Source organism: Chthoniobacter flavus Ellin428 (assembly GCF_000173075.1).
Taxonomy (GTDB): Bacteria; Verrucomicrobiota; Verrucomicrobiia; order Chthoniobacterales; family Chthoniobacteraceae; genus Chthoniobacter; species Chthoniobacter flavus.
The window spans coordinates 61,863-82,331 of the sequence record NZ_ABVL01000002.1 but is presented as its reverse complement, the minus strand read 5'-3'; the positions used below and the strand labels follow the sequence as shown (position 1 = coordinate 82,331).

At 61.4% G+C, this 20,469-nt stretch carries 21 protein-coding genes and 1 pseudogene; 9 read left to right on the top strand and 13 right to left on the bottom strand.

Features of this window, described 5'->3' with window-relative positions; genetic code table 11:
* Nucleotides 1-69: 69 nt before the first annotated feature.
* From CFE428DRAFT_RS32865 to CFE428DRAFT_RS03215, 3 genes are read left to right on the top strand one after another with little or no spacing between them, the layout of a single operon-like run.
* A complete protein-coding gene (locus tag CFE428DRAFT_RS32865) occupies nt 70-528 on the top strand; it encodes a DUF309 domain-containing protein (protein ID WP_006977998.1) in 459 nt (152 codons plus the stop codon).
* Complete coding sequence (locus tag CFE428DRAFT_RS03220) at nt 525-1,703, top strand: BaiN/RdsA family NAD(P)/FAD-dependent oxidoreductase (RefSeq protein WP_006977997.1); 1,179 nt, start codon at nt 525-527, stop codon at nt 1,701-1,703. Before CFE428DRAFT_RS32865 ends, CFE428DRAFT_RS03220 begins: the two co-directional genes overlap by 4 nt.
* A 5-nt stretch (nt 1,704-1,708) precedes the next feature.
* On the top strand, nt 1,709-2,158 hold the full coding sequence (locus CFE428DRAFT_RS03215) for a YkgJ family cysteine cluster protein (protein WP_006977996.1): 450 nt from the start codon (nt 1,709-1,711) through the stop codon (nt 2,156-2,158).
* Nucleotides 2,159-2,172: 14 nt separating this feature from the next.
* Here the strand turns inward: CFE428DRAFT_RS03215 and CFE428DRAFT_RS03210 are convergent, their stop codons facing one another.
* Nucleotides 2,173-2,541: a tetratricopeptide repeat protein gene (locus CFE428DRAFT_RS03210; protein ID WP_006977995.1), complete on the bottom strand. Its 369-nt coding sequence runs from the start codon at nt 2,539-2,541 to the stop codon at nt 2,173-2,175.
* A gap of 170 nt (nt 2,542-2,711) precedes the next feature.
* Between CFE428DRAFT_RS03210 and CFE428DRAFT_RS03205 the strand changes: the two genes are divergently transcribed.
* A complete protein-coding gene (locus CFE428DRAFT_RS03205; RefSeq protein ID WP_006977994.1) occupies nt 2,712-3,038 on the top strand; it encodes a hypothetical protein in 327 nt (108 codons plus the stop codon).
* A 58-nt stretch (nt 3,039-3,096) separates the two neighbouring features.
* Here CFE428DRAFT_RS03205 and CFE428DRAFT_RS03200 read toward each other — a convergent pair whose 3' ends face one another.
* The 3 genes from CFE428DRAFT_RS03200 to CFE428DRAFT_RS38670 are packed head-to-tail and all read right to left on the bottom strand — an operon-like array spanning nt 3,097 to nt 5,176.
* Nucleotides 3,097-3,819, bottom strand: a complete 723-nt coding sequence (locus CFE428DRAFT_RS03200) for a lysophospholipid acyltransferase family protein (RefSeq protein ID WP_006977993.1) — start codon at nt 3,817-3,819, stop codon at nt 3,097-3,099.
* Complete coding sequence (locus tag CFE428DRAFT_RS03195; protein WP_042724333.1) at nt 3,819-4,781, bottom strand: phosphatidate cytidylyltransferase; 963 nt, start codon at nt 4,779-4,781, stop codon at nt 3,819-3,821. The genes CFE428DRAFT_RS03200 and CFE428DRAFT_RS03195 overlap by 1 nt, the downstream gene beginning before the upstream one ends.
* 11 nt (nt 4,782-4,792) lie before the next feature.
* On the bottom strand, nt 4,793-5,176 hold the full coding sequence (locus CFE428DRAFT_RS38670; RefSeq protein ID WP_202797342.1) for a hypothetical protein: 384 nt from the start codon (nt 5,174-5,176) through the stop codon (nt 4,793-4,795).
* 11 nt (nt 5,177-5,187) lie between these two features.
* Between CFE428DRAFT_RS38670 and CFE428DRAFT_RS38665 the strand changes: the two genes are divergently transcribed.
* Nucleotides 5,188-5,469 carry a hypothetical protein gene (locus tag CFE428DRAFT_RS38665; protein ID WP_237705430.1) on the top strand — a complete coding sequence of 94 codons (282 nt, stop codon included), beginning with the start codon at nt 5,188-5,190 and terminating at the stop codon, nt 5,467-5,469.
* Here the strand turns inward: CFE428DRAFT_RS38665 and CFE428DRAFT_RS03185 are convergent.
* The 3 genes from CFE428DRAFT_RS03185 to CFE428DRAFT_RS03175 all read right to left on the bottom strand — a co-directional run bounded on the left by CFE428DRAFT_RS03185 (nt 5,466) and on the right by CFE428DRAFT_RS03175 (nt 10,200).
* Nucleotides 5,466-5,813, bottom strand: coding sequence for a hypothetical protein (locus tag CFE428DRAFT_RS03185; RefSeq protein WP_006977989.1), 348 nt, complete (start codon nt 5,811-5,813; stop codon nt 5,466-5,468). The genes CFE428DRAFT_RS38665 and CFE428DRAFT_RS03185 overlap by 4 nt on opposite strands.
* 125 nt (nt 5,814-5,938) lie before the next feature.
* A complete protein-coding gene (locus tag CFE428DRAFT_RS03180; protein ID WP_042724332.1) occupies nt 5,939-8,800 on the bottom strand; it encodes a hypothetical protein in 2,862 nt (953 codons plus the stop codon).
* Nucleotides 8,801-8,901: 101 nt separating this feature from the next.
* Nucleotides 8,902-10,200 carry a dicarboxylate/amino acid:cation symporter gene (locus CFE428DRAFT_RS03175; protein ID WP_131989133.1) on the bottom strand — a complete coding sequence of 433 codons (1,299 nt, stop codon included), beginning with the start codon at nt 10,198-10,200 and terminating at the stop codon, nt 8,902-8,904.
* 345 nt (nt 10,201-10,545) lie between these two features.
* Between CFE428DRAFT_RS03175 and CFE428DRAFT_RS03170 the strand changes: the two genes are divergently transcribed.
* Nucleotides 10,546-10,902: a hypothetical protein gene (locus CFE428DRAFT_RS03170; RefSeq protein ID WP_157447412.1), complete on the top strand. Its 357-nt coding sequence runs from the start codon at nt 10,546-10,548 to the stop codon at nt 10,900-10,902.
* Between the two features lie 216 nt (nt 10,903-11,118).
* Here the strand turns inward: CFE428DRAFT_RS03170 and ald are convergent, their stop codons facing one another.
* A complete protein-coding gene (gene ald / locus CFE428DRAFT_RS03165; protein WP_006977984.1) occupies nt 11,119-12,246 on the bottom strand; it encodes an alanine dehydrogenase in 1,128 nt (375 codons plus the stop codon).
* 5 nt (nt 12,247-12,251) lie between these two features.
* Nucleotides 12,252-12,812, bottom strand: a complete 561-nt coding sequence (locus tag CFE428DRAFT_RS03160) for a YqgE/AlgH family protein (protein WP_006977983.1) — start codon at nt 12,810-12,812, stop codon at nt 12,252-12,254.
* 94 nt (nt 12,813-12,906) lie between these two features.
* On the opposite strand from CFE428DRAFT_RS03160, the gene CFE428DRAFT_RS03155 reads away from it, so the two are divergent.
* The 3 genes from CFE428DRAFT_RS03155 (at nt 12,907) to CFE428DRAFT_RS03145 (ending at nt 15,822) form a co-directional block, all read left to right on the top strand.
* A complete protein-coding gene (locus tag CFE428DRAFT_RS03155) occupies nt 12,907-13,698 on the top strand; it encodes a thiazole synthase (protein ID WP_006977982.1) in 792 nt (263 codons plus the stop codon).
* Between the two features lie 71 nt (nt 13,699-13,769).
* Nucleotides 13,770-14,570 (top strand): ABC transporter ATP-binding protein, encoded by an 801-nt coding sequence (locus CFE428DRAFT_RS03150; RefSeq protein ID WP_006977981.1) that lies wholly within the window; start codon nt 13,770-13,772, stop codon nt 14,568-14,570.
* 175 nt (nt 14,571-14,745) lie between these two features.
* Entirely contained in the window at nt 14,746-15,822 is a 1,077-nt protein-coding gene (locus CFE428DRAFT_RS03145; RefSeq protein ID WP_006977980.1) for an FtsW/RodA/SpoVE family cell cycle protein, read from the top strand.
* Nucleotides 15,823-15,898: 76 nt separating this feature from the next.
* On the opposite strand, the gene CFE428DRAFT_RS03140 is transcribed toward CFE428DRAFT_RS03145, so the two are convergent.
* The 4 genes and pseudogenes from CFE428DRAFT_RS03140 to CFE428DRAFT_RS03125 form a co-directional block, all read right to left on the bottom strand.
* Nucleotides 15,899-16,378: a hypothetical protein gene (locus CFE428DRAFT_RS03140; RefSeq protein ID WP_006977979.1), complete on the bottom strand. Its 480-nt coding sequence runs from the start codon at nt 16,376-16,378 to the stop codon at nt 15,899-15,901.
* A gap of 55 nt (nt 16,379-16,433) precedes the next feature.
* Nucleotides 16,434-17,441: a coiled-coil domain-containing protein gene (locus CFE428DRAFT_RS03135; protein ID WP_006977978.1), complete on the bottom strand. Its 1,008-nt coding sequence runs from the start codon at nt 17,439-17,441 to the stop codon at nt 16,434-16,436.
* Nucleotides 17,442-19,391: pseudogene (gene acs / locus CFE428DRAFT_RS03130) on the bottom strand (acetate--CoA ligase).
* 107 nt (nt 19,392-19,498) lie between these two features.
* Complete coding sequence (locus CFE428DRAFT_RS03125) at nt 19,499-20,107, bottom strand: carbohydrate-binding family 9-like protein (protein ID WP_006977975.1); 609 nt, start codon at nt 20,105-20,107, stop codon at nt 19,499-19,501.
* Nucleotides 20,108-20,469: the final 362 nt, after the last annotated feature.

Below are 20,469 nucleotides of genomic sequence, written 5' to 3'. Positions count from 1 at the left end.
ACCTCTATAATCAATCGCAACTTGCTAGACACAAGACCACACAGAATAGTTCGCCCCTCCGCCCGCGCGATGAAAAAAAACGAACGCATTTCCGCCTTTGTCCAGCAGCTCGGCGCCAACCCGGCGCTGGCGCTCGACCCGCGTTACCAGGGCTTTTTTACGTGTTTCAACGAGCAACAATACTACGAAGCCCACGATGTGCTGGAGAATCTGTGGCTGGAGCGGCGCGACGAAAATTACCCGTTTTTCAAAGGCCTGATCCAAGTCGCGGGCGCCTTTGTCCATCTGCAGAAGCAGTTCCTGCATCCGACGCATCCCAAGCATGGGCGGCGCTTGCGGCCGGCGGTGCGGCTCTTTCAGCTGGCGGCAAAAAACCTCGGCGCCTTCGCCCCGCGGCATCTGCAACTGGACGTCGCCGCGGTATTGCGACTGTGCGAGCGGCAAAGCGCGGAGATCATTGCCGGTGAATACGAACGCAACCCGTGGAAGCCGACCCATGCTCCGCAGATCGATCTTCTTTCCGAGTGAGCACTGAACCGGAATTTCGCGATGTGATCGTCCTCGGGGCGGGTGCGGCCGGGCTGATGTGTGCCATCCAGGCGGGCAAACGCGGCCGGCGTGTCACCGTGATCGAGCACAACGACCGCGTAGGCAAGAAGATCACCATTTCCGGTGGCGGCCGCTGCAACTTCACCAATCTCAACGCCGGGCCGGGAAACTATCTGTCACGCCAGCCGGACTTCTGTAAGTCGGCGTTGGCCCGGTTCACGCCGTGGGATTTCGTGGCGCTGGTGGAGAAGCACGGGATTGCCTACCACGAGAAGAAGCTGGGCCAGCAGTTCTGCGACAGTAGCTCGCGAGAAATCATCAATCTGCTGCTCACGGAATGTGAACAGGTGGGCGTGGAGATTCGGTTGAATTGCCGGGTGAACGAGGTGCGGAAGGCGGACCGCTTTTCCCTGGCCACCAACACCGGCACGCTGGAGTGTCATTCGCTGGTCATCGCCACCGGAGGGCTGTCGTTTCCCAAATTGGGAGCGACCGATTTTGGCTATCGCCTGGCGCGGCAGTTTGGCTTGCCGCTCACGGAAATTCGGCCGGGGCTGGTTCCCCTCACCTTCGCCTCGGGAGACTCGCGCCTGGGTGATTTGAGCGGCGTCTCGGTGCCCGTCGTCGCGCGCAGCAATGGCACGTCTTTCGAGGAGAACCTGCTCTTCACGCACCGTGGTGTGAGTGGACCGGCGGTGCTGCAAATTTCCTCATTCTGGCGTGAGGGGGAAGCCGTGGCGTTTGATCTATTGCCGGGCAGGCAGGCCGCGCAGGTGCTGGCCGAAGCGCGCCGCGAGTCAATTGAACCGGAGGCATTGTTGAGCCGGTTCTGGCCGCGACGGTTTGCCGAAACGTGGTGCGCCCGCTATGCGCCGGCGAAGAAGCTGCCCCATCTCAACGCGCATGAGTTGAAGGACCTCGCCTCGGCCTTGAATGCGTGGCCGGTCACGTTTCCAGGCACCGAGGGTTATGCGAAAGCGGAAGTGACCCTCGGTGGCGTCGATACGGCTGCGCTCTCCTCGAAGACGATGGAAGCGCGCCAGGTGCCGGGACTCTTTTTTATCGGCGAAGTCGTGGATGTGACGGGCTGGCTGGGCGGGTATAACTTCCAGTGGGCCTGGGCCTCCGGCAATGCCGCCGGCCAGTTCGTTTGAAATCCATGAAACGCCGCACTGCTCCGCTGACTCCCTCTTCCGCCGTGGAGGCCGTGAAGGCGATCTATCGTGAATTGGCGGAGCGCCCCATCGAGCGCCAGTGCGTCCAGCGCACCGAATGCTGCCGCTTCCGGCTCACCGGCCGCACTCCCTTTCTCACCAAGGGCGAAGCGCTCGTCGCGGCAAAAGCGGTGCGGGCATCCGGGCGCAAGCAAATGCCGGAGAGCATCGAGGGCGCCTGCCCCCTGCTCAATCACGCCACGGGGCGTTGTCTCATCTACGAAGGGCGTCCATTCGGATGCCGCACCCACTTTTGCGCGGCCGCCGGTGGCCCGTACGCGCGCGGCGAGGTCGTCGACCTCATTCGCCGGCTGGAAGACATCGACCGCTCGCTGGGTGGTGATGGCGCGATGGCGCTCCCCACGGCGGTGGAACGCGCCTTACGCGAGGTCTGACTCCGATCGCGGGCTTACCCCTTGGCGACTTTCTTCGAACGACGGAAGGCGTCGATGGCCTTCTTGTTATCGCCCTTCTTCTCGTAAAGAGCGGCGAGACGCGCCCAGGCATCCGTAAAAGTGGGGTCGATTTTCACCGCTTCCTGGAAAGCCGCGATGGCCTCGTCGTCTTTGCCCGCGTTCATGCAGAATTCGCCGCGGGAATAAGCGTCCGCCACGTGGGAGATCCTGTCGCCTTCCCGCATCCCGGCGTTGGGATTGGAGGCAGATGCTTGTTGGACGACGGCTCCAGGCGGCGGCGCCGGCAGACGGACCAGATCCGGCTTCCGAGCCATGGCGACCCCCGAGGGATTCGCCGGGTGGAACGTGGGTGAGTTGCACATGGCCGCACGCTCCCAAAGCCAGCGCGAGGCCCGTCATCACGGTGGCGCAGTTCAAGGGGCGAAAAGTCATATTCATTGCAAATACGAAATAGCACGAACTTTGCCTATTGGCTCAATTTTCTTCGTCACATTCTCGACACAGGACCACCTCGAGGCTCTAGTTCGCACCCATGCCGGGCCGTAACCTTGCCAAACCTTTCGCCATCGCCGGATTTATCCTCGCGGAGATCTACATGCTCTTCACCGTCCTCGGAGGCTATGGGCACGAGCGGGCGCCGTTGCCCGCTCCTCCGCTGGCCGAAGCGCCGGGGATCCCCGCGGGGACACCACCTCCGGTGAGCGCCAAGATCACCCGGGTGGTCGTTTGCGCGGTCTTCTTCGGGCCCTTCGGCGCGCTTGTCGGCACGGGGGTCGGGTTGTTGGTCAGCGGTTTGCGGGGCGATTTTCGCCAGAAGACGGACGGCTCTTCCGCGGACAAGCCGCCGGACAATCAATAGGAGGTATGGGAGGAATAGGAGATATAGGACTCCTATCGCGCCTATCCTTCCTGTTCTCCTATTGCCCGGCGTCACGCAAGGCACTCACCGCGGCTTCGAGCTTGGCTGCGATCTCCTGCCAACCGGCGCGCTCGTTCTTGACCGCCCCAAACGTCAACGGCGCTCCGATCCGCAGGTGAAGCGGTAGCGGCAGCGGCATTTTCCGATTCGCCGGACAGGCCGCATGGGCGCCGTGCAGGTAGCAAGGCACCACCGGCACTTCGCTCTCGGCGACGATCATCCCAAGGCCAGGCTTGAAACGACCCAGGCTGCCGTCGCGGCTGCGCGTCCCTTCGGGAAAGAGCACATAGATCGTCGGTTCGCTGAGGAGACGATCGCGGAGTTGCTGCATGGCATGCGGGCCGCAACTCTTCCGCCACATGGGCAGCGCATTGAGCATCATCGCGGAAAAGAGCGCCACCGCCGGCGTCTCGAAAAACACATCGCCCGCCGCGATGGGAAACGCGAAGCGCCGCAACGGCCACGGCAACGCCGCCGCCAGGGTGAGCGCATCGAGATGGCTGGTGTGATTCGCCACCATGACAAATGAAGGCTTCGCCGGCACATGCTCCACGCCATCCACTCGCAGCCGATGATAGCCGCGCAAATAACCGCGCACCGCCAGGCGCCACGCCGTTTGCGTGATCGTGCCGAGGAGCCCCACCTCGCGGCGCAAGCTTTTGAAGCTCTCCTCGTGCTTGAGACCGTGGTCCCCCGCCGGTTTGTATTGCCAGTCGTCCATCAATGCCCGGTGATGCCGCGGACCGGTTGATCGAGGCCGAGCCCGAGGAAGTAATTCACGTAATGAAACATGGCTGGGCCGACGAAGATGAGGCTGTCGAACCGATCGAGTAAGCCACCGTGTCCGGGAATGGTGACGCCGAGATCCTTCACCCCGAGATCGCGCTTGATGCTCGACATCACGAGATCGCCCCATTGTCCAGTGAGTGAAAGGAGCATGCCCATCGCGACGAGATGCACGGGTTGATCGAGCGCGCTGCCATGCACGATGGCGTGCACGAGCGTGGCGAAGAGCGCGCTGGTCAGGATCAGCGCACCGAGCGCCCCACCAATGGTCTTGTTCGGGCTGGTCTGCGGAGCCAGCTTGCGCCGGCCGAACATCTTGCCCGTGCAGTAGGCGAAGACATCGTTGAGTTCGACGCAGAGCAGGATGGCCAGGAGGAAAGCCTGCCCCGCCCCGTCCTTGTCATTGGCGAAATAGCCGTAGTGACCCAGGCACACGCCGAAGAGCGAGAAGGCAAATATACCGAGGGCCACACGCTGGATGTAACCTTTCGGTTGATCGGCGAAGAGCGCGATGATGACGAGGAGCGAGATAGTCAACGAACTCAGGGCTACGAAGAAGCCGTACCATTGATCCGCCGCGGCAAAGGTGAGCAGCAGAATGCCAAGCGCGACGACCGCGCTGATCGCCCGATACCGAAACATGCCCGTGGCCCGCGCAAACTCGCGGTAACACGCCAGCGAAAGCACGCCGACCCCGATGATCGCCGCCAACCGTCCGGCGAGCAATGGGCCGACCATCAACGGCGCGAGCACCAGCCACGATTTGTAGCGCGTCCACAAATCGCTGCGGAGGGCGGGCTTCAGCTTTCCGGTTTTGTCGAGGATGAGGAAAATCAACGGCGTGACCGCGAGTCCAGCGGCGATGCCAGCGGCAATCCAAAAAGCGACGGGGTGCAACTCCGAACATATCAATGAGCTTTCTCTCGCAGCAGTGTGGCAACGCGAGTCAATCGACGCCAGGCGGTCACAATCCCTCCGAGGACGATGATGCCCAACGCCAGGCGAATGAGGGTCAGCGAAAATCCGCCCACGTCCCATTGCGCAGCGGGCACCAGCGCGGAAAGCACACTCGCCCCGGTGGTCACGGCCATGCGTTGTTGCTTGGCTTGTGGACCGAGAAAAATCTGCCCCACGCCCACACTCGCACCCAAAGCGCGAACGTAAGCGACAAAGAGCGCAACCACCGCGGCGCTGAATCCCAGCGCGGGGCAACTTCCCGCGGCATAACCGGCACCGATGAAAATCGCCGCATCGGAAACGCGGTCCGGCGCCTCGTTCCAAAGATCCCCCAACCGGCCCACCTTTGCGTCCCTCCACCGCGACCATGCCATCGAGCAAATTGGCGATGAGCCGCAATTGTACGCCCACCGCGGCGCCGAGCCAGCAAGCGCGCACCGCCCAGCCTTCCACATGCGCCGTCGCCGCCAGCGATGCTCCGGCGAGACAGCCGAAGACGATGCTCATGAACGAAATCGCATTCGGCGTCGCCCGATGGCTCGCCAGCCAGGTGGCGAGATTTTTGAAAAACAGCCAGTCGCGCGTTTTTAACGGACGGCGTCCCGATGTTTCAATGGGCATTAACTAACGTCCCATGAAATACATCCCCGCGACAAGCAGAAGCATGCCGCCCACATTCACCGGTTTGATCGGCGTGCCGTAAGCCCAGAGGGCAATCAGCGCGGCGAAGATGAAAGTCGTGGCGTAGATGGGATACAACGTGGCTAGCGCTCCGCCCTTCTTGAAAGCTGCCACGAAGAGCACCATCACCGCGACGTAGCAAATCACCCCGCCCAACAATCGCGGATTCAACAGATACCCGGCGATCGTCCCGCCCGTCCGCTCCGCGCCGGACTTGTAAAGGAACTGCCCAACCGCACCGAAGAGTGCCGCCAGCAGGAAGAAGACGATGGAGATGAGCGGCGTCTTCAAGACTTGAAGAGAGTTTGACCACGGATTACGCGGATTTCACGGATTCCGTGGCCTCCAGAAAATCCGCGTAATCCGTGAAATCGGTGGTCCATTTTTCTGTTCGAAGGGAGTTCCGGTACCCCCTATTAGCCAATCGCATCCGGCGCCTGACCCAAGGCGACCTTGAGCTTGGCGATTTCATCGCGCATCTGGTCGCGCCGCGATTGCAACACCGTCACGTGCTGCTTGGCGCGCTCGAGACCGGCCTTGACCGCTTCGAGTTCCGTCTTGAGCGCATCGCGTTCGGATTCCACGGCATGCAATTGATCGAGCCCCTGCTCGAGCTGAATCTCAACCGAGCCGACACTCGACCGCATAACCTCACGCTCCGAGCGCGCCTGGCGCAATTGCTCATGCGCCACGCCCAGCTCGGTATTGACCTTCGCGAGATTGGCGGAGAGGCGATCGCGTTCGCCGCCCAGCGTCTGGCCTTTCTCCTGCGCGGCGACCATCGCCTTCACGGCGTCCTCGGTCTTCGCGCGCAGCGACTTCTCCAGTTCGCGAGCCTTCTCGAGTTCGCCCTGCAATTGCCGGATCTCCGCTTCCTTGCCCGAAATCTTGTCGACGAGTTGTTCGCGTTCGCTGCGCCCCGCCTGCCAGTTCATCCGCAGGTCGCCGGCATCCTTGTTGGCGTTCTGCAATTCGGAGAGCAACGACGCCACTCGCCCCTCGAGCTCCTCGATGCGGGCTTTGGATTTCGTGACCTCCCCTTGGTGTGCCTCGCCATCGGTCGCGGTGCGCGACTTTAGTTCTTCAATCTCGCGATCCGCCGCCTCGATCTTCTCCTGCGCGGTGCGCAACTCGTTTTCCCGGGCCACCAATTGCTGGCGGACCTGCTCCTGCTCGACCTTGTTGACCTCGATCTTTTTCTTCGCCTCGGAAAGCTCGTGCTCGCGCTGATGCAAATCATCGAGCAGCCCATCCACGCGGTGCTGCAAATCCTTTGCCTCGTCTTCCGCCTCGGCCACCGCGGCCTTTAGCCGGTCGTGCTCCGCCACGGCCTCCGCCGTCTCCAGCTTCGTGCGATCGAATTCATTCTTCGCCGCCTCCATGGTGAGCGACGCAGTGCGCAACGCTTCCTCGCGATCCGTCACCTGCTTGCGCGCTTCATCCCGTTCGGTGGAGACCCTGGCGTGCTCGTCCTTGAGACCGGTCAACTCCTGGCGCATGCCTTCCAGCTCGCGCTGCAAGGCGCCGTGCGCTTCCTGCACGCGATTCAATTCCGCCGTCTGCTCGCCGGCCTTCTGCTGTGCTTCTCCGCGTTCCGTGGAAACCTTTGCGTGCTCGTCCCGCAGGCTCGTGAGTTCCTGGCGCATGCCTTCCAGCTCGCGCTGCAAGGCGCCGTGCGCTTCCTGCATACGGTTCAATTCAACCGTCTGCTCGCCAGCCTTCTGCTGCGCTTCACCGCGTTCCGTGGAAACCTTCGCGTGCTCGTCCCGCAGATTCGTGAACTCCTGGCGCACACTCTCGAGTTCCCGCTGCGCGGTCGTGTGCGCCTCGCGAATGCTATTCAGGTCGTTCTGCTGTTCGGAAAGTTTGCGCTCCGTCTCTTCGTGATCCGCGCTGAGCTTGGCATGGCTGTCGCGCATGCTGCTCAGCCGCTGATTGAGCCCTTCGATTTCACCCTGCGCGTTCTGGTGGGATGCGCGCAGTTGCTCGATCTCGGTGTGCTGCTCGGTAATCTTGCGTACCGCTTCCTCGTGTTCGTTGGTCCCCTTGCCTCGCTGCTCGCGCAAATTGGCCAGCTCCTGCTTCGCTCCTTCCAGTTCGCGTTGCGCCGCGGACTGGGAGTCATGCAGTTTGTGCAATTCGGACTGATAATCCGCGGCCTTTTGCCGGACGCTTTCCAGTTCCCGCTGATCCGCGGTGTGCAACTCCCGCACGCGCTCCAATTCGGCCTGCTTCTCCGCTGTCCTTTGCCGCTCGCCTTCCAACTCGCCCTGCGCGGTGTAATGCATTTCCAAAATCCGGCTGAACTCGGCCTGCTGCTCGCCCAGTTTGCGGCGCGTCTCCTCATGCTCCGCGGCCGCGGTTTCCAACTGGCTCTGCAGCCCCGTCTTTTCACCCTGCGATGTCCCCTGCTCCAGGGTCGTCGTCCGCGCCTTCTCCAATTCCGTTTGGAAATTGGCGATCTTCTGCTCCGCGACCGTCAGGTTCCCGGCAGCCTCCGCCGCCCTGGTGCGCTCTGCCTCCAGAAGTCGCTGCATCTCGGTCGCCGCAGCTCGCAAATGCTTCAGCTCATCCTCATCCTTGCCCGCGCTGTGCCGCAGACTGTCCCGTTCGGTGGAGACCGCTGCCAATTGCTCCCGCAGCCGCGCGATCTGGACATCCACATCGCCAATGGGTCCCGAGCGCTTCAACGCATCCGCGAGTTGCGCCCGCAATTCCGAGCGCTCTCTTTCCCCCTCGATGAGCCGGTCCTGCAAGACAGTATGACCCGGCCCCAGTTTCGTTCCGCTGGGAGGAGGCTCGCTTCCCCGCTTGGCCAGTTCCTTGACCAGCTTCTCCCGTTCGTCACGGGCCGTAGCCAATTCCTGCTGCGCCCTTTCCAGATTGGTCCTGACACTGCCTTCCTCGCTCTTCAGCCGGTTCAACTCCATACCCGTGGCCCGCAAGCCATCGCGTTCCCTCGCTGTCGCCGCGAGATCCTCCCGCAGCTTGATCAACTCCGCCCGCGAGTTCTCCGTATCCGCCCGCCACTTGGCCGTCTCTTGCAAAGCGACCGCGAGTTCGCGCTGCTTGCGTTCCAGTTCTTCGTAAGCGCTATCCGCATGGCCGCTGGCCGAAACCAGGCGCCTCCGCACGGTGATACTCACCGGTCCGTCGGTGGCTTGTGGGATGATGAGAGTGCTCCGGCAGTTTGGACAATCCACCTGCATACCAGCGGCGCCATCGTCGACGGCGATGCGTTGCCGGCATTCCGGGCATGAGAATTTAAGGTCGGCCATGGGCATGGAGAACAGTGCGAAAAGCTGCACACGGCGTGCCAGATTTACGCACTGTTCGAATTATGTGAAATTTTGTTTTCAAGCACATCTCCGCTGACACTTTACACAGGAGCGGGCTCTTCTTCCACTGTTGTGGCGATCGAACGCCTGGCTTGCAGGTTCTCGCGGAGTTGCTCGGGCGTGACCTCTTTTTCCCAGCGGCTGATCACCACCGTGGCGACCCCGTTGCCCACCAGGTTGGTCAGGGCCCGGCATTCGCTCATGAAACGGTCGATCCCCACCAGCATGGCCAGCGATTCGAGCGGGATCTCTTTCACGACGGAAAGCGTTGCCGCCAAGGTAATAAAGCCCGCTCCGGTGACCGCGCTGGCTCCTTTCGAGGACAGCATCGCCACCGCCAAAATGGTGAGCTGCTGACGCAGGTTCAGATGGGTATTCGTCGCTTGGGCGAGGAAGAGCGTGGCCATGGTCATGTAGATGTTCGTGCCGTCGAGGTTGAAGCTGTAGCCGGTGGGGATGACCAGCCCCACCGTGCTCTCCGCGCAGCCCAGCGCCCGCATCTTGCGCAGCATCCCGGGCAGCGCCGTTTCCGAGGAACTCGTCCCCAAAACCAGCAGCAGCTCTTCCTTGATGTAGCCGATGAAGCGGAAGATCGAGAAGCCACACATCCGGGCGATCGCTCCCAGGACCACGATGACGAATACGCCAGCCGTGAAATAGAAGCCCAGCATGAGCTCGAGCAGGTTGCGCAGCGCACCCAGGCCGTAGCTGCCCACGGTGTAGGCCATGGCGCCCATCGCGCCGATGGGGGCGAGTTGCACCACGATGCGCATGATCCCGAAGAAGACCTCCGAGGCCAGTTCGATGCCGTGGAGGATCGGCTTGCCGCGTTCTCCCATCGCCCCGATGGCAAAGGCCGTGAGCACGGCCACGAGGAGCACTTGCAGCAAGTCGTCCCCGGTGAAGGCGCCAAGGAAGGTCTTGGGGATGATGTTCAGCAGAAAATCGACGGTATTCAGCGTATGCGCCTGCTGCGCAAAATGTTGCGCCTTGGCGACCGCCGCCGGATCAAGCGCGCCCGCTTGGAACCCTTCACCCGGCTTCAGTGTATTCACCACCACCAGGCCGATGAGCAATGCAAAGGTCGACACGACCTCGAAGTAAAGCAACGCCTTGCCGCCGATCCGCCCCAGTTTCTTCAAGTCGCTCATCGCGGCAATGCCATGAGTCACCGTGCAGAAAATGATCGGGGCAATGATCATCTTGACCAGCTTGATGAACCCATCGCCCAGCGGCTGCAGCGCCACCCCTTGGGCCGGAAAAAAGTGTCCGATCAGAATACCCAACGCCACGCCAATGAGCACCTGCACATACAGGATGCGATACCAAGGCAGACGCACGGCGGGGGAAGACATCCGGGTCTTCTAGAACAACTTGCCGTCATTCGGCAATGGCGCTGGCGGTTAATTGGTTCAATTTGAACCAACAAAACCTGCCGCGGTTCCAAGAGATTGCGAAAAGCGCCCGCAAATTACACAAATGACACGAATAGGGTGCCTTTCATTCGTGCCATCTCTGTCATTCGCGGGCCAACGCATCTCTTTCTGCCCTTCTAATGAAGGCTTGCACCCCCAAGGAAAATCCGGATTCCTCCGGGCGACGCAATGACACTTCCGGAACCCACTGCCGAAGAAAAAGCGGTCATCCGTGGCGCGCGATGGCGCATCGTTCTCTCGTGGGTTGGTTTGACCGCGATCGTCGCATTACTTTGGTTTCTTCTTCACTATCAGCACTGGCCTTTTCCCTTCGTCTTGCTCGTTTCCTACATTCCTATGCTCTTGCTGCGGAGGTGGTGCGAACGGACGCCTGGATATCCGACGCCCAAGCCGCTTTCCTGGCGAAGCTGGGGCCTGTGGATCTTTCTTACCTGGGCCGGTTTCATTTTCATCAGTGGCTTTTACCTCTCACCGGAACACCATCGCCATATTTGGATTCCGTTCTTTTGGATCCTCGGAATTGGCTTCGTTCTCAGCGAGATACGCAAGTTCTGGATCGCAGGTAAATTGGTGCGGGAAGTAGCGGCGCCAGCGGGCACGCTATAGTCCTCACTGAGAAGTCGGACCGGGTTCAATGCCCTGACCTTTATTCACGGCACTTGAACGCTGCTGCGGAAGGCGCTCTGGGAGCGGCGATCTCCAGGTCGCCGACCGAAATCAGCGCCCGATTTTTCGGGGCGTTGCTACACAACGCAGGGCGACCTGGAGATCGCCCCTCCCAAGAAACCGCGGCCGCGCACCCACATTCTTTCGACACTTCTTTTACAACCGCAGCGGCGGAATGCCCGAGCCCTTACCGTAATCCATGAACGGCAGGTTGTGCGCTTCGGCGACGGCTTTGAGCGTGATGTGGCCATCGATGAGATTCAGGCCGCCGAGGAGGTGCGGGTCGCGGTGGAAGGCGCCGGGGACGCCGTGGTCGGCGAGTAACTCGACATAGCGCGAGGTGACATTGGTGAGCGCCTGCGTGGCGGTGCGCGCGTAGGCGGCGGGCATGTTAGCCACGCAATAGTGGATGACGTCTTCCTCGACGAAGGTCGGCTTCTCGTGCGTGGTCGGGTGGGAAGTTTCCACGCAGCCGCCCTGGTCGATGGCGATGTCCACGAGCACGCTGCCCGGTTTCATGAGCTTGAGCATGTCACGACTGATGAGCTTCGGTGCCTTCGCTCCCGGCACGAGCACGGCGCCGATGAGCAGGTCAACCGAGGGCAACAGCTCGGTGACATGCGCGGGGCTGGAATACAGCGTGTGCGCGGTGTGCATGGTGATGTCGAGGAAACGCATCCGCTCCACGTCGACCTCGAGAATGGTCACATCCGCACCGAGTCCAGTGGCCATGCGGGCGGCATTCACCCCGGCAGTGCCGCCACCAATGACGATGACCTTGCCCGGCAACACTCCCGGCACGCCACCGAGAAGCACCCCTTTTCCGCCACAATGTTTCGCCAGGAAATAGCCGCCCACGATGATGGACATGCGGCCGGCAATCTCACTCATGGGCTCGAGCAATGGCAGACGGCGATTCACCTCCACCGTTTCGTAAGCGATGGCGGTAACGCGCGATTTCACCAGCGCCTCGGTGAGCGGCTTGCTCGCGGCGAGATGCAGGTAGGTGAAAAGAATCTGGCCTTCGCGGAGGAGTCCATATTCCTCGGGGAGCGGCTCCTTCACTTTCACCACCATGTCGGCGCGCTCGAAGATCTCGGCGTGTTTGTTGACGAGTTCCGCGCCGGCCCGGACATATTCTTCATCGGGATAACCGGCACCGACCCCGGCACTTTTCTCCGCGAGCACCTTGTGTCCGCGCTGGACGAGTTGATAAATTGCGGATGGCAACAGGCCGACGCGGTTCTCCTGCGCTTTGATCTCCTTCGGAACGCCAACAATCATGATTTTTAATTCGAGGTCGTATCGTCTGGCGCCTCGGCGAGCAGCCGGAACCAAGGGCCAAAGGTGCTGGTGATTTCACGCCAGAGCGTGGGGCAACGCTCCAGGTCCAGGGTATCGCGCGCGGCGGGGCGGACCAGCCAGGTGCGCTGCGCGAGTTCGCCCTCGAGCTGGCCCTTGCTCCAACCGGCATAGCCGACAAAGGCGCGCACGATGGTGGTTTCGTCATGCACGATCTCGGCGGCTTCATCGATGACGAGATGCGGACGGCAGACCATCCGCTCGGTTTCTTCGTGCCACTGAAAGGCGGCGAAGACGAGTTGATCCGTGGCCACGGGGCCGCCGAGGAACACCGGGACGCGGCTGAGCATCCCGAGGTCTTTGTTCGGCAGCAATTCGGCCACGGTGCGGCTGGCGGGACGATTGATGATGAGTCCGAAGGAACCTTCCTGCGCATCGTTGCTCGAAATGAAGAGCACCGACCGGCGGAAATTCGGATCGAGCAATCCGGGGTGCGCGATGAGCAGCGATCCCGCCAGGCTGATCGAAGATGAGGCAAATTCGCGCACGACTAAAAGTTAAGAACACCTTAGAAATCCGCAAGTTTTCTCCTTACGTCGGGAGTGGAAATGCGTGCGGTCTTCCATTACGGTCGCCGCCGACATGCCCAATACGCCAGATCCCCTGCTCATCGCCGGCCGCGAATTTCATTCCCGCCTGCTCTTGGGCACAGGCAAATTTTCATCGAATGAAGCGATGGCCTCCGCGCTGGAAGCCAGTGGTTGCGAGATCGTTACAGTAGCCCTGCGCCGCGCGGACCTGACCGGCAAGGGCGATCCTTTCGCCAACATCCTCGATTTCATTGACCCGAAGAAATACCTGCTCCTGCCGAATACCAGTGGCGCGTTGAACGCCGAGGAAGCGGTGCGCCTCGCCCGCCTCGCTGCTGCGGCGGGATTGCCGAAATGGGTGAAGCTGGAGATTCACCCGGACCCGCGCTACCTGCTCCCCGACCCCATCGAGACGCTCAAGGCCGCCGAGCAACTCGTGCGCGAAGGCTTCACGGTGCTGCCCTACATCAACGCCGACCCGGTGCTGGCCAAGCGACTGCAGGATGTTGGCACCGCTACGGTGATGCCGCTCGGTTCACCGATCGGGAGCAACCGCGGCATCGAGACCCGGGCGCAGATTGAGATCATTATCGAACAAGCGACCGTGCCGGTGGTGGTTGACGCGGGCCTCGGCGCCCCGAGCCAGGCGGCCGAAGCGTTGGAAATGGGCGCGGATGCCGTGCTGGTGAATACCGCCATCGCCATTGCACCCGATCCTTCGCGGATGGGCCGCGCCTTCAAGATGGCAGTCGAGGCGGGCCGCGAAGCGTTCCTCCTCGGCCTCGGCTCGGAGCTGGATACGGCTTCGCCGACCAGTCCGTTGACGGCGTTTCTGAGCCAATAGAACCATCCTATGACGAAGAAGGAATAATTCGGGCTTCCTTCGTCATTCGTCATCCGTCATTCGTCATTCCCATGCCCCTCCTCTCCGTTCGCAATCTTCGCACGTGGTTCCCGGTCACTGGCGGCGTCTTTCGTAGCCATATCGATGACATCAAGGCCGTCGATGATGTCAGCTTCGATGTCGAGGAGGGCACGACAGTAGGACTGGTGGGTGAGAGCGGCAGCGGTAAGTCGACCATTGGCAAGACACTGCTCAAACTGATTCCGGCGACTTCGGGCGAAGTGATGTTTGAAGGCAAGGACATCCTGCCGATGTCGGAGGACGAGTTCCGTCCGCTGCGACGCGAGATGCAGATGATCTTTCAGGATCCCTTCGGCTCGCTGAACCCCCGCCATACCATCGTGCAGATCATTGGCGAGGCGCTGGAGATCCATTTCCCGGAGATGAACCGCAGCGCCCGGCGCGACCGCGTGGCGGAATTACTCAAGCAGGTCGGCCTCAAGCCGGAAATGATGGAGCGCTATCCGCATGAATTCAGCGGCGGCCAGCGGCAGCGTATCGGCATCGCCCGTGCCTTGGCGGTGAAGCCGAAGTTCATCGTCTGCGACGAACCGGTCAGCGCGCTGGACGTGAGCGTGCAGGCCCAGATCGTCAACTTGCTGCAGGACCTTCAGGAAGAGCTCGGCCTCACCTATCTCTTCATCGCCCACGACCTCGCGGTGGTGGAACACATGAGCGACCAGGTGCTGGTGATGTATCGCGGCAAGATCGTGGAAGCCGCCTCCGCGGAGGCCATCTACGAAAACCCGCAGCACGAGTATACGAAAAAGCTCCTCGCGGCGGTGCCCGATTTGCGCCGCATCGGGGTATAATTCCGCCCGGGCCTGCGATCCGTCGCCTGGGATGATACGATCCACCCTCCTCGCCCGACTTTTCGTCATTCTCATTCCCCTCGACAATGCCCCGGAGCACGGTTAATTCCCCGGTGATCGCACTGTCGGCGCTCCTCTTTTCCGCATGACTCCACTGATTCGAAAACTGCTTGGCATGAACTGGCTGCTTCTGGCCACCGCGTTCACGCTCTGTGTGCTGGGGGTCATCGCTGTCTACAGCGCCTCGGCTTTCCACACGGATGAATACTGGCACAAGCAGTTCATCTGGGCCATCGCAGGCATCGTCATCTTCATTGTGACCAGCCTCATCGACTACCGCTGGGTGAAATGGGCGGCGCTGCCGATGTATATCGCCAGTGTCTTTTTCCTCATCCTCACCTACACACACCTGGGTGAAGAGCACGGCGGCGCGAAATGCTGGCTGCGCGTGCCCGGCGTCGGCACCTTCCAACCGGCGCAGATGGCGGTGATCTCCGGCGTACTCACGGTGGGGCTCTTCCTCAGCCAGTTCCGCAAGATGCACCCGATGCTGAAGCTGGTCTTCACCGGCGCCATCGTCGGCGGCCCGATGTTGCTCATTCTCAAGCAACCCGATCTCGGCATGACGCTGGTGTGGATCCCGACGATCATGGCCATGCTCATGCTCAATGGGTTGCCGAAGCGTTACATCATCGCCCTGCTGCTCATGGCCGCCGCGGCCATCCCGGTGGAAATGAACTTCGGTCTCAAGCCGTATCAGCGGGCGCGTATCATCGCCTTCGTCGACCCGGACATCGATCGACTGGGCGCCGGCTGGGCGATCAACCAGGCGCTCATCGCCATCGGTTCCGGCGGCTTTTCGGGCAAGGGCTTCATGGCCACCGGCACGCAAGTGGAGCAGGGCTTCATCCCCGGCACCACCGTGCACACGGACTACATCAACACGGCGATCGGCGAGCAATTCGGCTTTATCGGGGAGGCGACGCTCATCTCCATCTTCGGTCTGCTGCTCATCACCATGCTGCTCACCGCCCATGTCGCGGCAGATGAATTAGGCCTGCTCTTAACCGTCGGCTTCACCGGCCAGATCTTCTTCCACGTCTACCAAAACATCGGCATGACCATCGCGCTCATGCCCATCACCGGCATTCCCATGCCCTTGATCAGCTACGGCGGCACGTTCCTCGTGATGGTGATGTTCGGTCTCGGCTTGGTGAACAGTGTCTGGGTGCACCGGAAGGCGCTGGCTTGAAAAATGACGAAGGTCTAATGACGAAGGACTAAGGAGAAAACGCTCCGAATCGGACGCAATCGTCATTCGTCATTCGTCATTTTGCTTCCTTCTCCTCCTGCCCGGCCTTCACCACGCGAGTCTTCAGATATTCCAACGGTGAAAGCCTGAGGTAGTACATCTCTCCCTTCTTCCGTTCGTCGGCATCTTTTTCGCGCTTCGGTGCTTGATAGACGATGTAGCCGCCCTCGTCCGTCACACCCACGCGGGTCATGTCGTCAGGTTGATATGTGTGCTTCCGATAATCGGCCAGATATAACGACTGGCCGTGGAAAGCCGCCACTGCCGGAAAAGGTGGTTCCACCGGAGGGGCGGGCACCGGTGGCATCGGGAAATAATGTGCGTCGCCGACGGCGGTTAACTCAGCGGTCGTTTCCAAAGTCTTCCGCTGCCCGTTATCCCGCCAGGCAAAGACGAGGACGAGAAAGAACGCGAGCAGCAGTGCGCTACCGAGGTAGACGGCGGCAGGACGGCCCGTGAACTCGGGGGCATTTTCCGTGGATGGAGCTTCGTTCATTTCGATTCCCAGGAATCTTGCCGCAGCGTGGCCCACCACGCCAAGCTCGTTGATCTCATCGTCCCCTCAATAGGGTGAACCAGAGTACTCCCCAGAGCAGCACGAGCAGGGTGAAGAGCAGCGACCATGAGCCCCACAATTCGACGGGATTTTCCCGCCGGCTCGCCTCGAGCGATTCGATGATCTGCGCTTCCTCCGCGGCGATGTGTCCGCGTTGACCAAGCACGCCGGCCAGCGCTTCGGGTTGATTGGCGGGCTCGATTCCGTGGTCGGCTAGGATCCTGCCGATTTCGCGGTACGGCTTCGTCTTCGACTTCTCGAGCGCATTGATCTGCTGCTCCAGCTTCTGCTTGTCGCGCTTTTGTTTGGCGATCTCATCCGCGAATGCCTTGTCGCTCTCGGCAAAGTTCTTTTCCAGCATCCGCAATGCATCCGTCTCCACGGCGAGCATGGCCCGGCGCTGTTCCAATTCCGTCTCCACCCGGGGAATCTCCACCTGCGTGGCCATGAGCTTTTGATGCCATTCATGGGTCTCCTGCGGCAGCAGCATCACGCGGGCGCGCAAGCGCTGCACCTCGGCTTCCTGCTGCGAGGTGTGGTTTCCCTTGGCCAGCAACTCGCGGTACTTTTCCTCGTTGGTGACCTTCTCGCGATCCAGGGCGTTCAAGTGCTCCTCCGCATCCTTGCGCTCTTTCTGCCTGGCGCTTAGCAGCTTCTCGCTCTCCTCCACCGGTGGCACGAGGGGGTCGCGCGTTGCGATGCGTTCCGCGCGCTGCGTCTCGTAGGTCGCCCGCTCGGCGGTGCGCCGTTCTTCCAGTTGCTGCAAGGTAAGGCCCAGGGCGGCGCTCTCATTGGTCAAGAGCACCTGATCCCGCTCGACGCCGGCGAGGCGATCGACGTGCAACTGCGCGTCGGTGCCAAAATCGGCCTGCTGCCAGCCGAGCAGGCCGAGCTGACTTTCCATGTGCGCCAGCCTGCGCCGCTCCCGCACGAGGCGAGCTCGGCGATACTGGCGATTGTAAATTCGGCCCAGCTCCCGCAGGCCCGGCGCGATGTAGTTCACCTATTCCTGGCTGGCGCTCAGCTTGGCAAGGATGCTGAAGTCTTCGAGTGTCGTGGTGTCGCCGCTCACGGCCTTGCCCGCGGCAATTTCCTTGAGCAGGCGGCGCATGATCTTGCCGCTGCGCGTCTTGGGCAGGACCTCGGTGAAGCGGATTTCGTCCGGCGTCGCCACCGGGCCGATGACCGTGCGGACGTGCTTCTTCAATTCTTCGCGCAATTCCTGCCTGGCCTCCACGCCCTGCTTGAGCGTGACGAAGCAAACGACGCCCTGGCCCTTGAGTTCATCCGGGCGACCGACAACCGCAGCCTCGGCAACCGAGGCATGCGAAACGAGCGCGCTCTCGACTTCCGCCGTGCCGAGACGATGCCCGGCCACGTTGAGCACGTCGTCGATGCGGCCGACGATCCAGAAATAGCCGTCCTTGTCGCGGCGTGCGCCGTCACCGGCGAAATACATGCCCTTGAGTTCGCTCCAGTAAGTTTTCTTGTAGCGCGCCTTGTCGCCCCAGATGGAACGCAGCATCGACGGCCACGGCTTGCGGATAACCAGCTTGCCACCGACGTTCGCCGGCACTTCCTTGCCGTTGTCATCCACGACGGCGGCATCCACGCCGAAGAACGGCAGCGTGGCCGTGCCCGGCTTGGTGGGCGTCGCGCCCGGCAGCGGCGTGATCATGTGGCCGCCGGTTTCCGTCTGCCACCACGTGTCGACGATCGGGCAGCGCCCGCCGCCGATGACTTTGTGGTACCACATCCACGCCTCGGGATTGATCGGTTCGCCGACCGTGCCGAGCAGGCGCAGCGAGCTGAGATCGTATTTCTTCGGCCACTCGTCGCCCCACTTGATGAACGCACGAATCGCGGTCGGCGCGGTATACATGATCGTCACGCCGTAATCCTAGAAGATTTTCCAGAAACGGCCGTTGTCGGGCCAGTTCGGCGCGCCTTCATACATGAGCGAGGTGCCGCCCATGGCCAGCGGCCCGTAGACAACGTAGCTGTGGCCGGTCACCCAGCCGACGTCCGCGGTGCACCAGTAGACGTCTTCATCGCGCAGATCGAAGACGTATTTGCAAGTGGTGTAGGCGCCGAGCAGATAACCGCCCGTGGTGTGCAGGATGCCCTTCGGCTTTCCGGTCGAACCGCTGGTGTAGAGAATGAAGAGCGGATGCTCGCTATCGAGTTCCACGGCCGGGCAATTCGCGTCGACGTACTCCAACTCGCGATGCCACCACACGTCACGGCCTTCCTCGATATGCACTTCATTGCCGGCGCGCCTGAAAACAATCACGCGCTTCACCGGATGACCGCCATCCTTGAGCGCGGCGTCGACATTCGCCTTGAGCGGGACGATCGCACCACGGCGATAACCGCCGTCCGCGGTGATCACCGCCACGGCGCCGCTGTCATGCACGCGGTCCTTGATCGACTCGGCGCTGAAGCCGCCGAACACCACGGAGTGGACGATGCCCAGACGCGCGCAGGCCAGCATGGCCACAGCGGCTTCGGGGATCATCGGCATGTAAATGATGACGCGATCGCCCTTCTTGATTTTGTTGCGCTTGAGCACATTGGCAAAGCGGCAGACGTCGCGGTGCAACTGCTGGTAGGTGATCACACGGCGCTCGCCGGGCTCGCCTTCGAAAATGATCGCCGCCTTGTTCTTGTGCGGCCCGTCGAGATGCCGGTCGAGGCAGTTCTCGGAGACATTGAGCTTGCCGCCGACAAACCACTTGGCAAACGGCTCCTTCCACTCCAGCACCTTTGACCACTTCTTATTCCACTTCAGCTCGGCCGCTTCCCGCGCCCAAAACTTGTCCGGTTTCTTAATTGATTCCTCCCACAGCTTTTTGTATTCAGCCATGGATTGGATCCGGGCTTTCTTGGAGAATTCTTTGGACGGCTTAAAAACGCGGTTTTCGATCAGGTGCGACTCGATATTGTTGCTCATGGGGTCAGGAGAAAAGAGAGAGTGCCTGTGCTAGCAGCGTGGCGCGCGGGCGACAAGGATTTGTGAAAAACATCCAACACCAACATCCCCTTTCCCGCTCCGATTGGTTAGCCGACAAACTCGACGTAACCGAATCGCTCGGGGGTGTGAAAATTGGCGCGACGCGGTGAGGACCATGCAGTGAGTTCACGCTCCACTCCCGGCGGACGGTCGATGCGGCAAAAGTTTGCCCGCCATTTCGCCCCGACCACAGGCGGTTCGGCGACCAGGCTGCGGAAAGGGATGGCGAGTTCTCCGCACCAACCGGTCGATGTCCGTCTCGCCGCCGTGCGCAGGTCCTCACAGCGCCAGGCAAAATCCTTTTTGTAACCGCTGCGACTCCGCCGTGCCACGACCTCGAGGACGGCATTCAGAGGGTTTAATTCGATCTCGAAATAGTGCTCCAAATCGCCGAACGGATCGACGAAGACCTCGACCACTTCCTCCTCGTAGAGCATGGCTCCGCGCTCCGTCGACGTCGCCCACACATGCGTATCGGCGACTTCAAACAGCACGCGCCACTCAGCGGCATTCCAGACCGACTTGACCATCGTGCCCTGCTGCGGAGCGCGGCCATCTGCGGCGAGGGTAAACGGGTGCGCTTCGATCCCCTGCCATATCGTGGCTGACGGCTCCGCGGCTACTTCACCAAGCACGCGCCGCTGGCAACGCATCATCGGGAGCATCTGCTAAAAGCTAGCGCCAGGCAGTCGCTTGCGTTTTGGAGCGCGCCAGTCCGCTGGCGCTTTCGAAAGTTGTGTCCCAAAGCGGTAGAGGACTCTGAGCATTACCCACATCTTTTTGTCGGTTTCAGGAATAGTGAAGAGGTCGGCCGCGGCTCAACTGGGAGGGGCGACTTCCTAGTCGCCCTGCGTCCCGTAGCGATGCCCAAAAAGAGAGGCGCTGCGCGCACCGATTTTTCGGTCAGCGACTAGGAAGTCGCCGCTCCCTGTGGCGTCACCCGCTATCGGCACCAAAGCTTCGCACAAAGATGTGGGTAATGCTGAGAGAGGACTACCGCACTTCAAAACGCTGCCGC

What these genes read in the sequence shown, in the direction of transcription:
- CFE428DRAFT_RS32865 (WP_006977998.1), top strand. Translation starts at nt 70, where the DNA reads ATGAAAAAAAACGAACGCATTTCCGCCTTTGTCCAGCAGCTCGGCGCC.
- CFE428DRAFT_RS03215 (WP_006977996.1), top strand. Translation starts at nt 1,709, where the DNA reads ATGAAACGCCGCACTGCTCCGCTGACTCCCTCTTCCGCCGTGGAGGCC.
- CFE428DRAFT_RS03210 (WP_006977995.1), bottom strand. Translation starts at nt 2,541, where the DNA reads ATGTGCAACTCACCCACGTTCCACCCGGCGAATCCCTCGGGGGTCGCC.
- CFE428DRAFT_RS03205 (WP_006977994.1), top strand. Translation starts at nt 2,712, where the DNA reads ATGCCGGGCCGTAACCTTGCCAAACCTTTCGCCATCGCCGGATTTATC.
- CFE428DRAFT_RS03200 (WP_006977993.1), bottom strand. Translation starts at nt 3,819, where the DNA reads ATGGACGACTGGCAATACAAACCGGCGGGGGACCACGGTCTCAAGCAC.
- CFE428DRAFT_RS03180 (WP_042724332.1), bottom strand. Translation starts at nt 8,800, where the DNA reads ATGGCCGACCTTAAATTCTCATGCCCGGAATGCCGGCAACGCATCGCC.
- ald (WP_006977984.1), bottom strand. Translation starts at nt 12,246, where the DNA reads ATGATTGTTGGCGTTCCGAAGGAGATCAAAGCGCAGGAGAACCGCGTC.
- CFE428DRAFT_RS03155 (WP_006977982.1), top strand. Translation starts at nt 12,907, where the DNA reads ATGCCCAATACGCCAGATCCCCTGCTCATCGCCGGCCGCGAATTTCAT.
- CFE428DRAFT_RS03150 (WP_006977981.1), top strand. Translation starts at nt 13,770, where the DNA reads ATGCCCCTCCTCTCCGTTCGCAATCTTCGCACGTGGTTCCCGGTCACT.
- CFE428DRAFT_RS03145 (WP_006977980.1), top strand. Translation starts at nt 14,746, where the DNA reads ATGAACTGGCTGCTTCTGGCCACCGCGTTCACGCTCTGTGTGCTGGGG.
- CFE428DRAFT_RS03140 (WP_006977979.1), bottom strand. Translation starts at nt 16,378, where the DNA reads ATGAACGAAGCTCCATCCACGGAAAATGCCCCCGAGTTCACGGGCCGT.
- CFE428DRAFT_RS03125 (WP_006977975.1), bottom strand. Translation starts at nt 20,107, where the DNA reads ATGATGCGTTGCCAGCGGCGCGTGCTTGGTGAAGTAGCCGCGGAGCCG.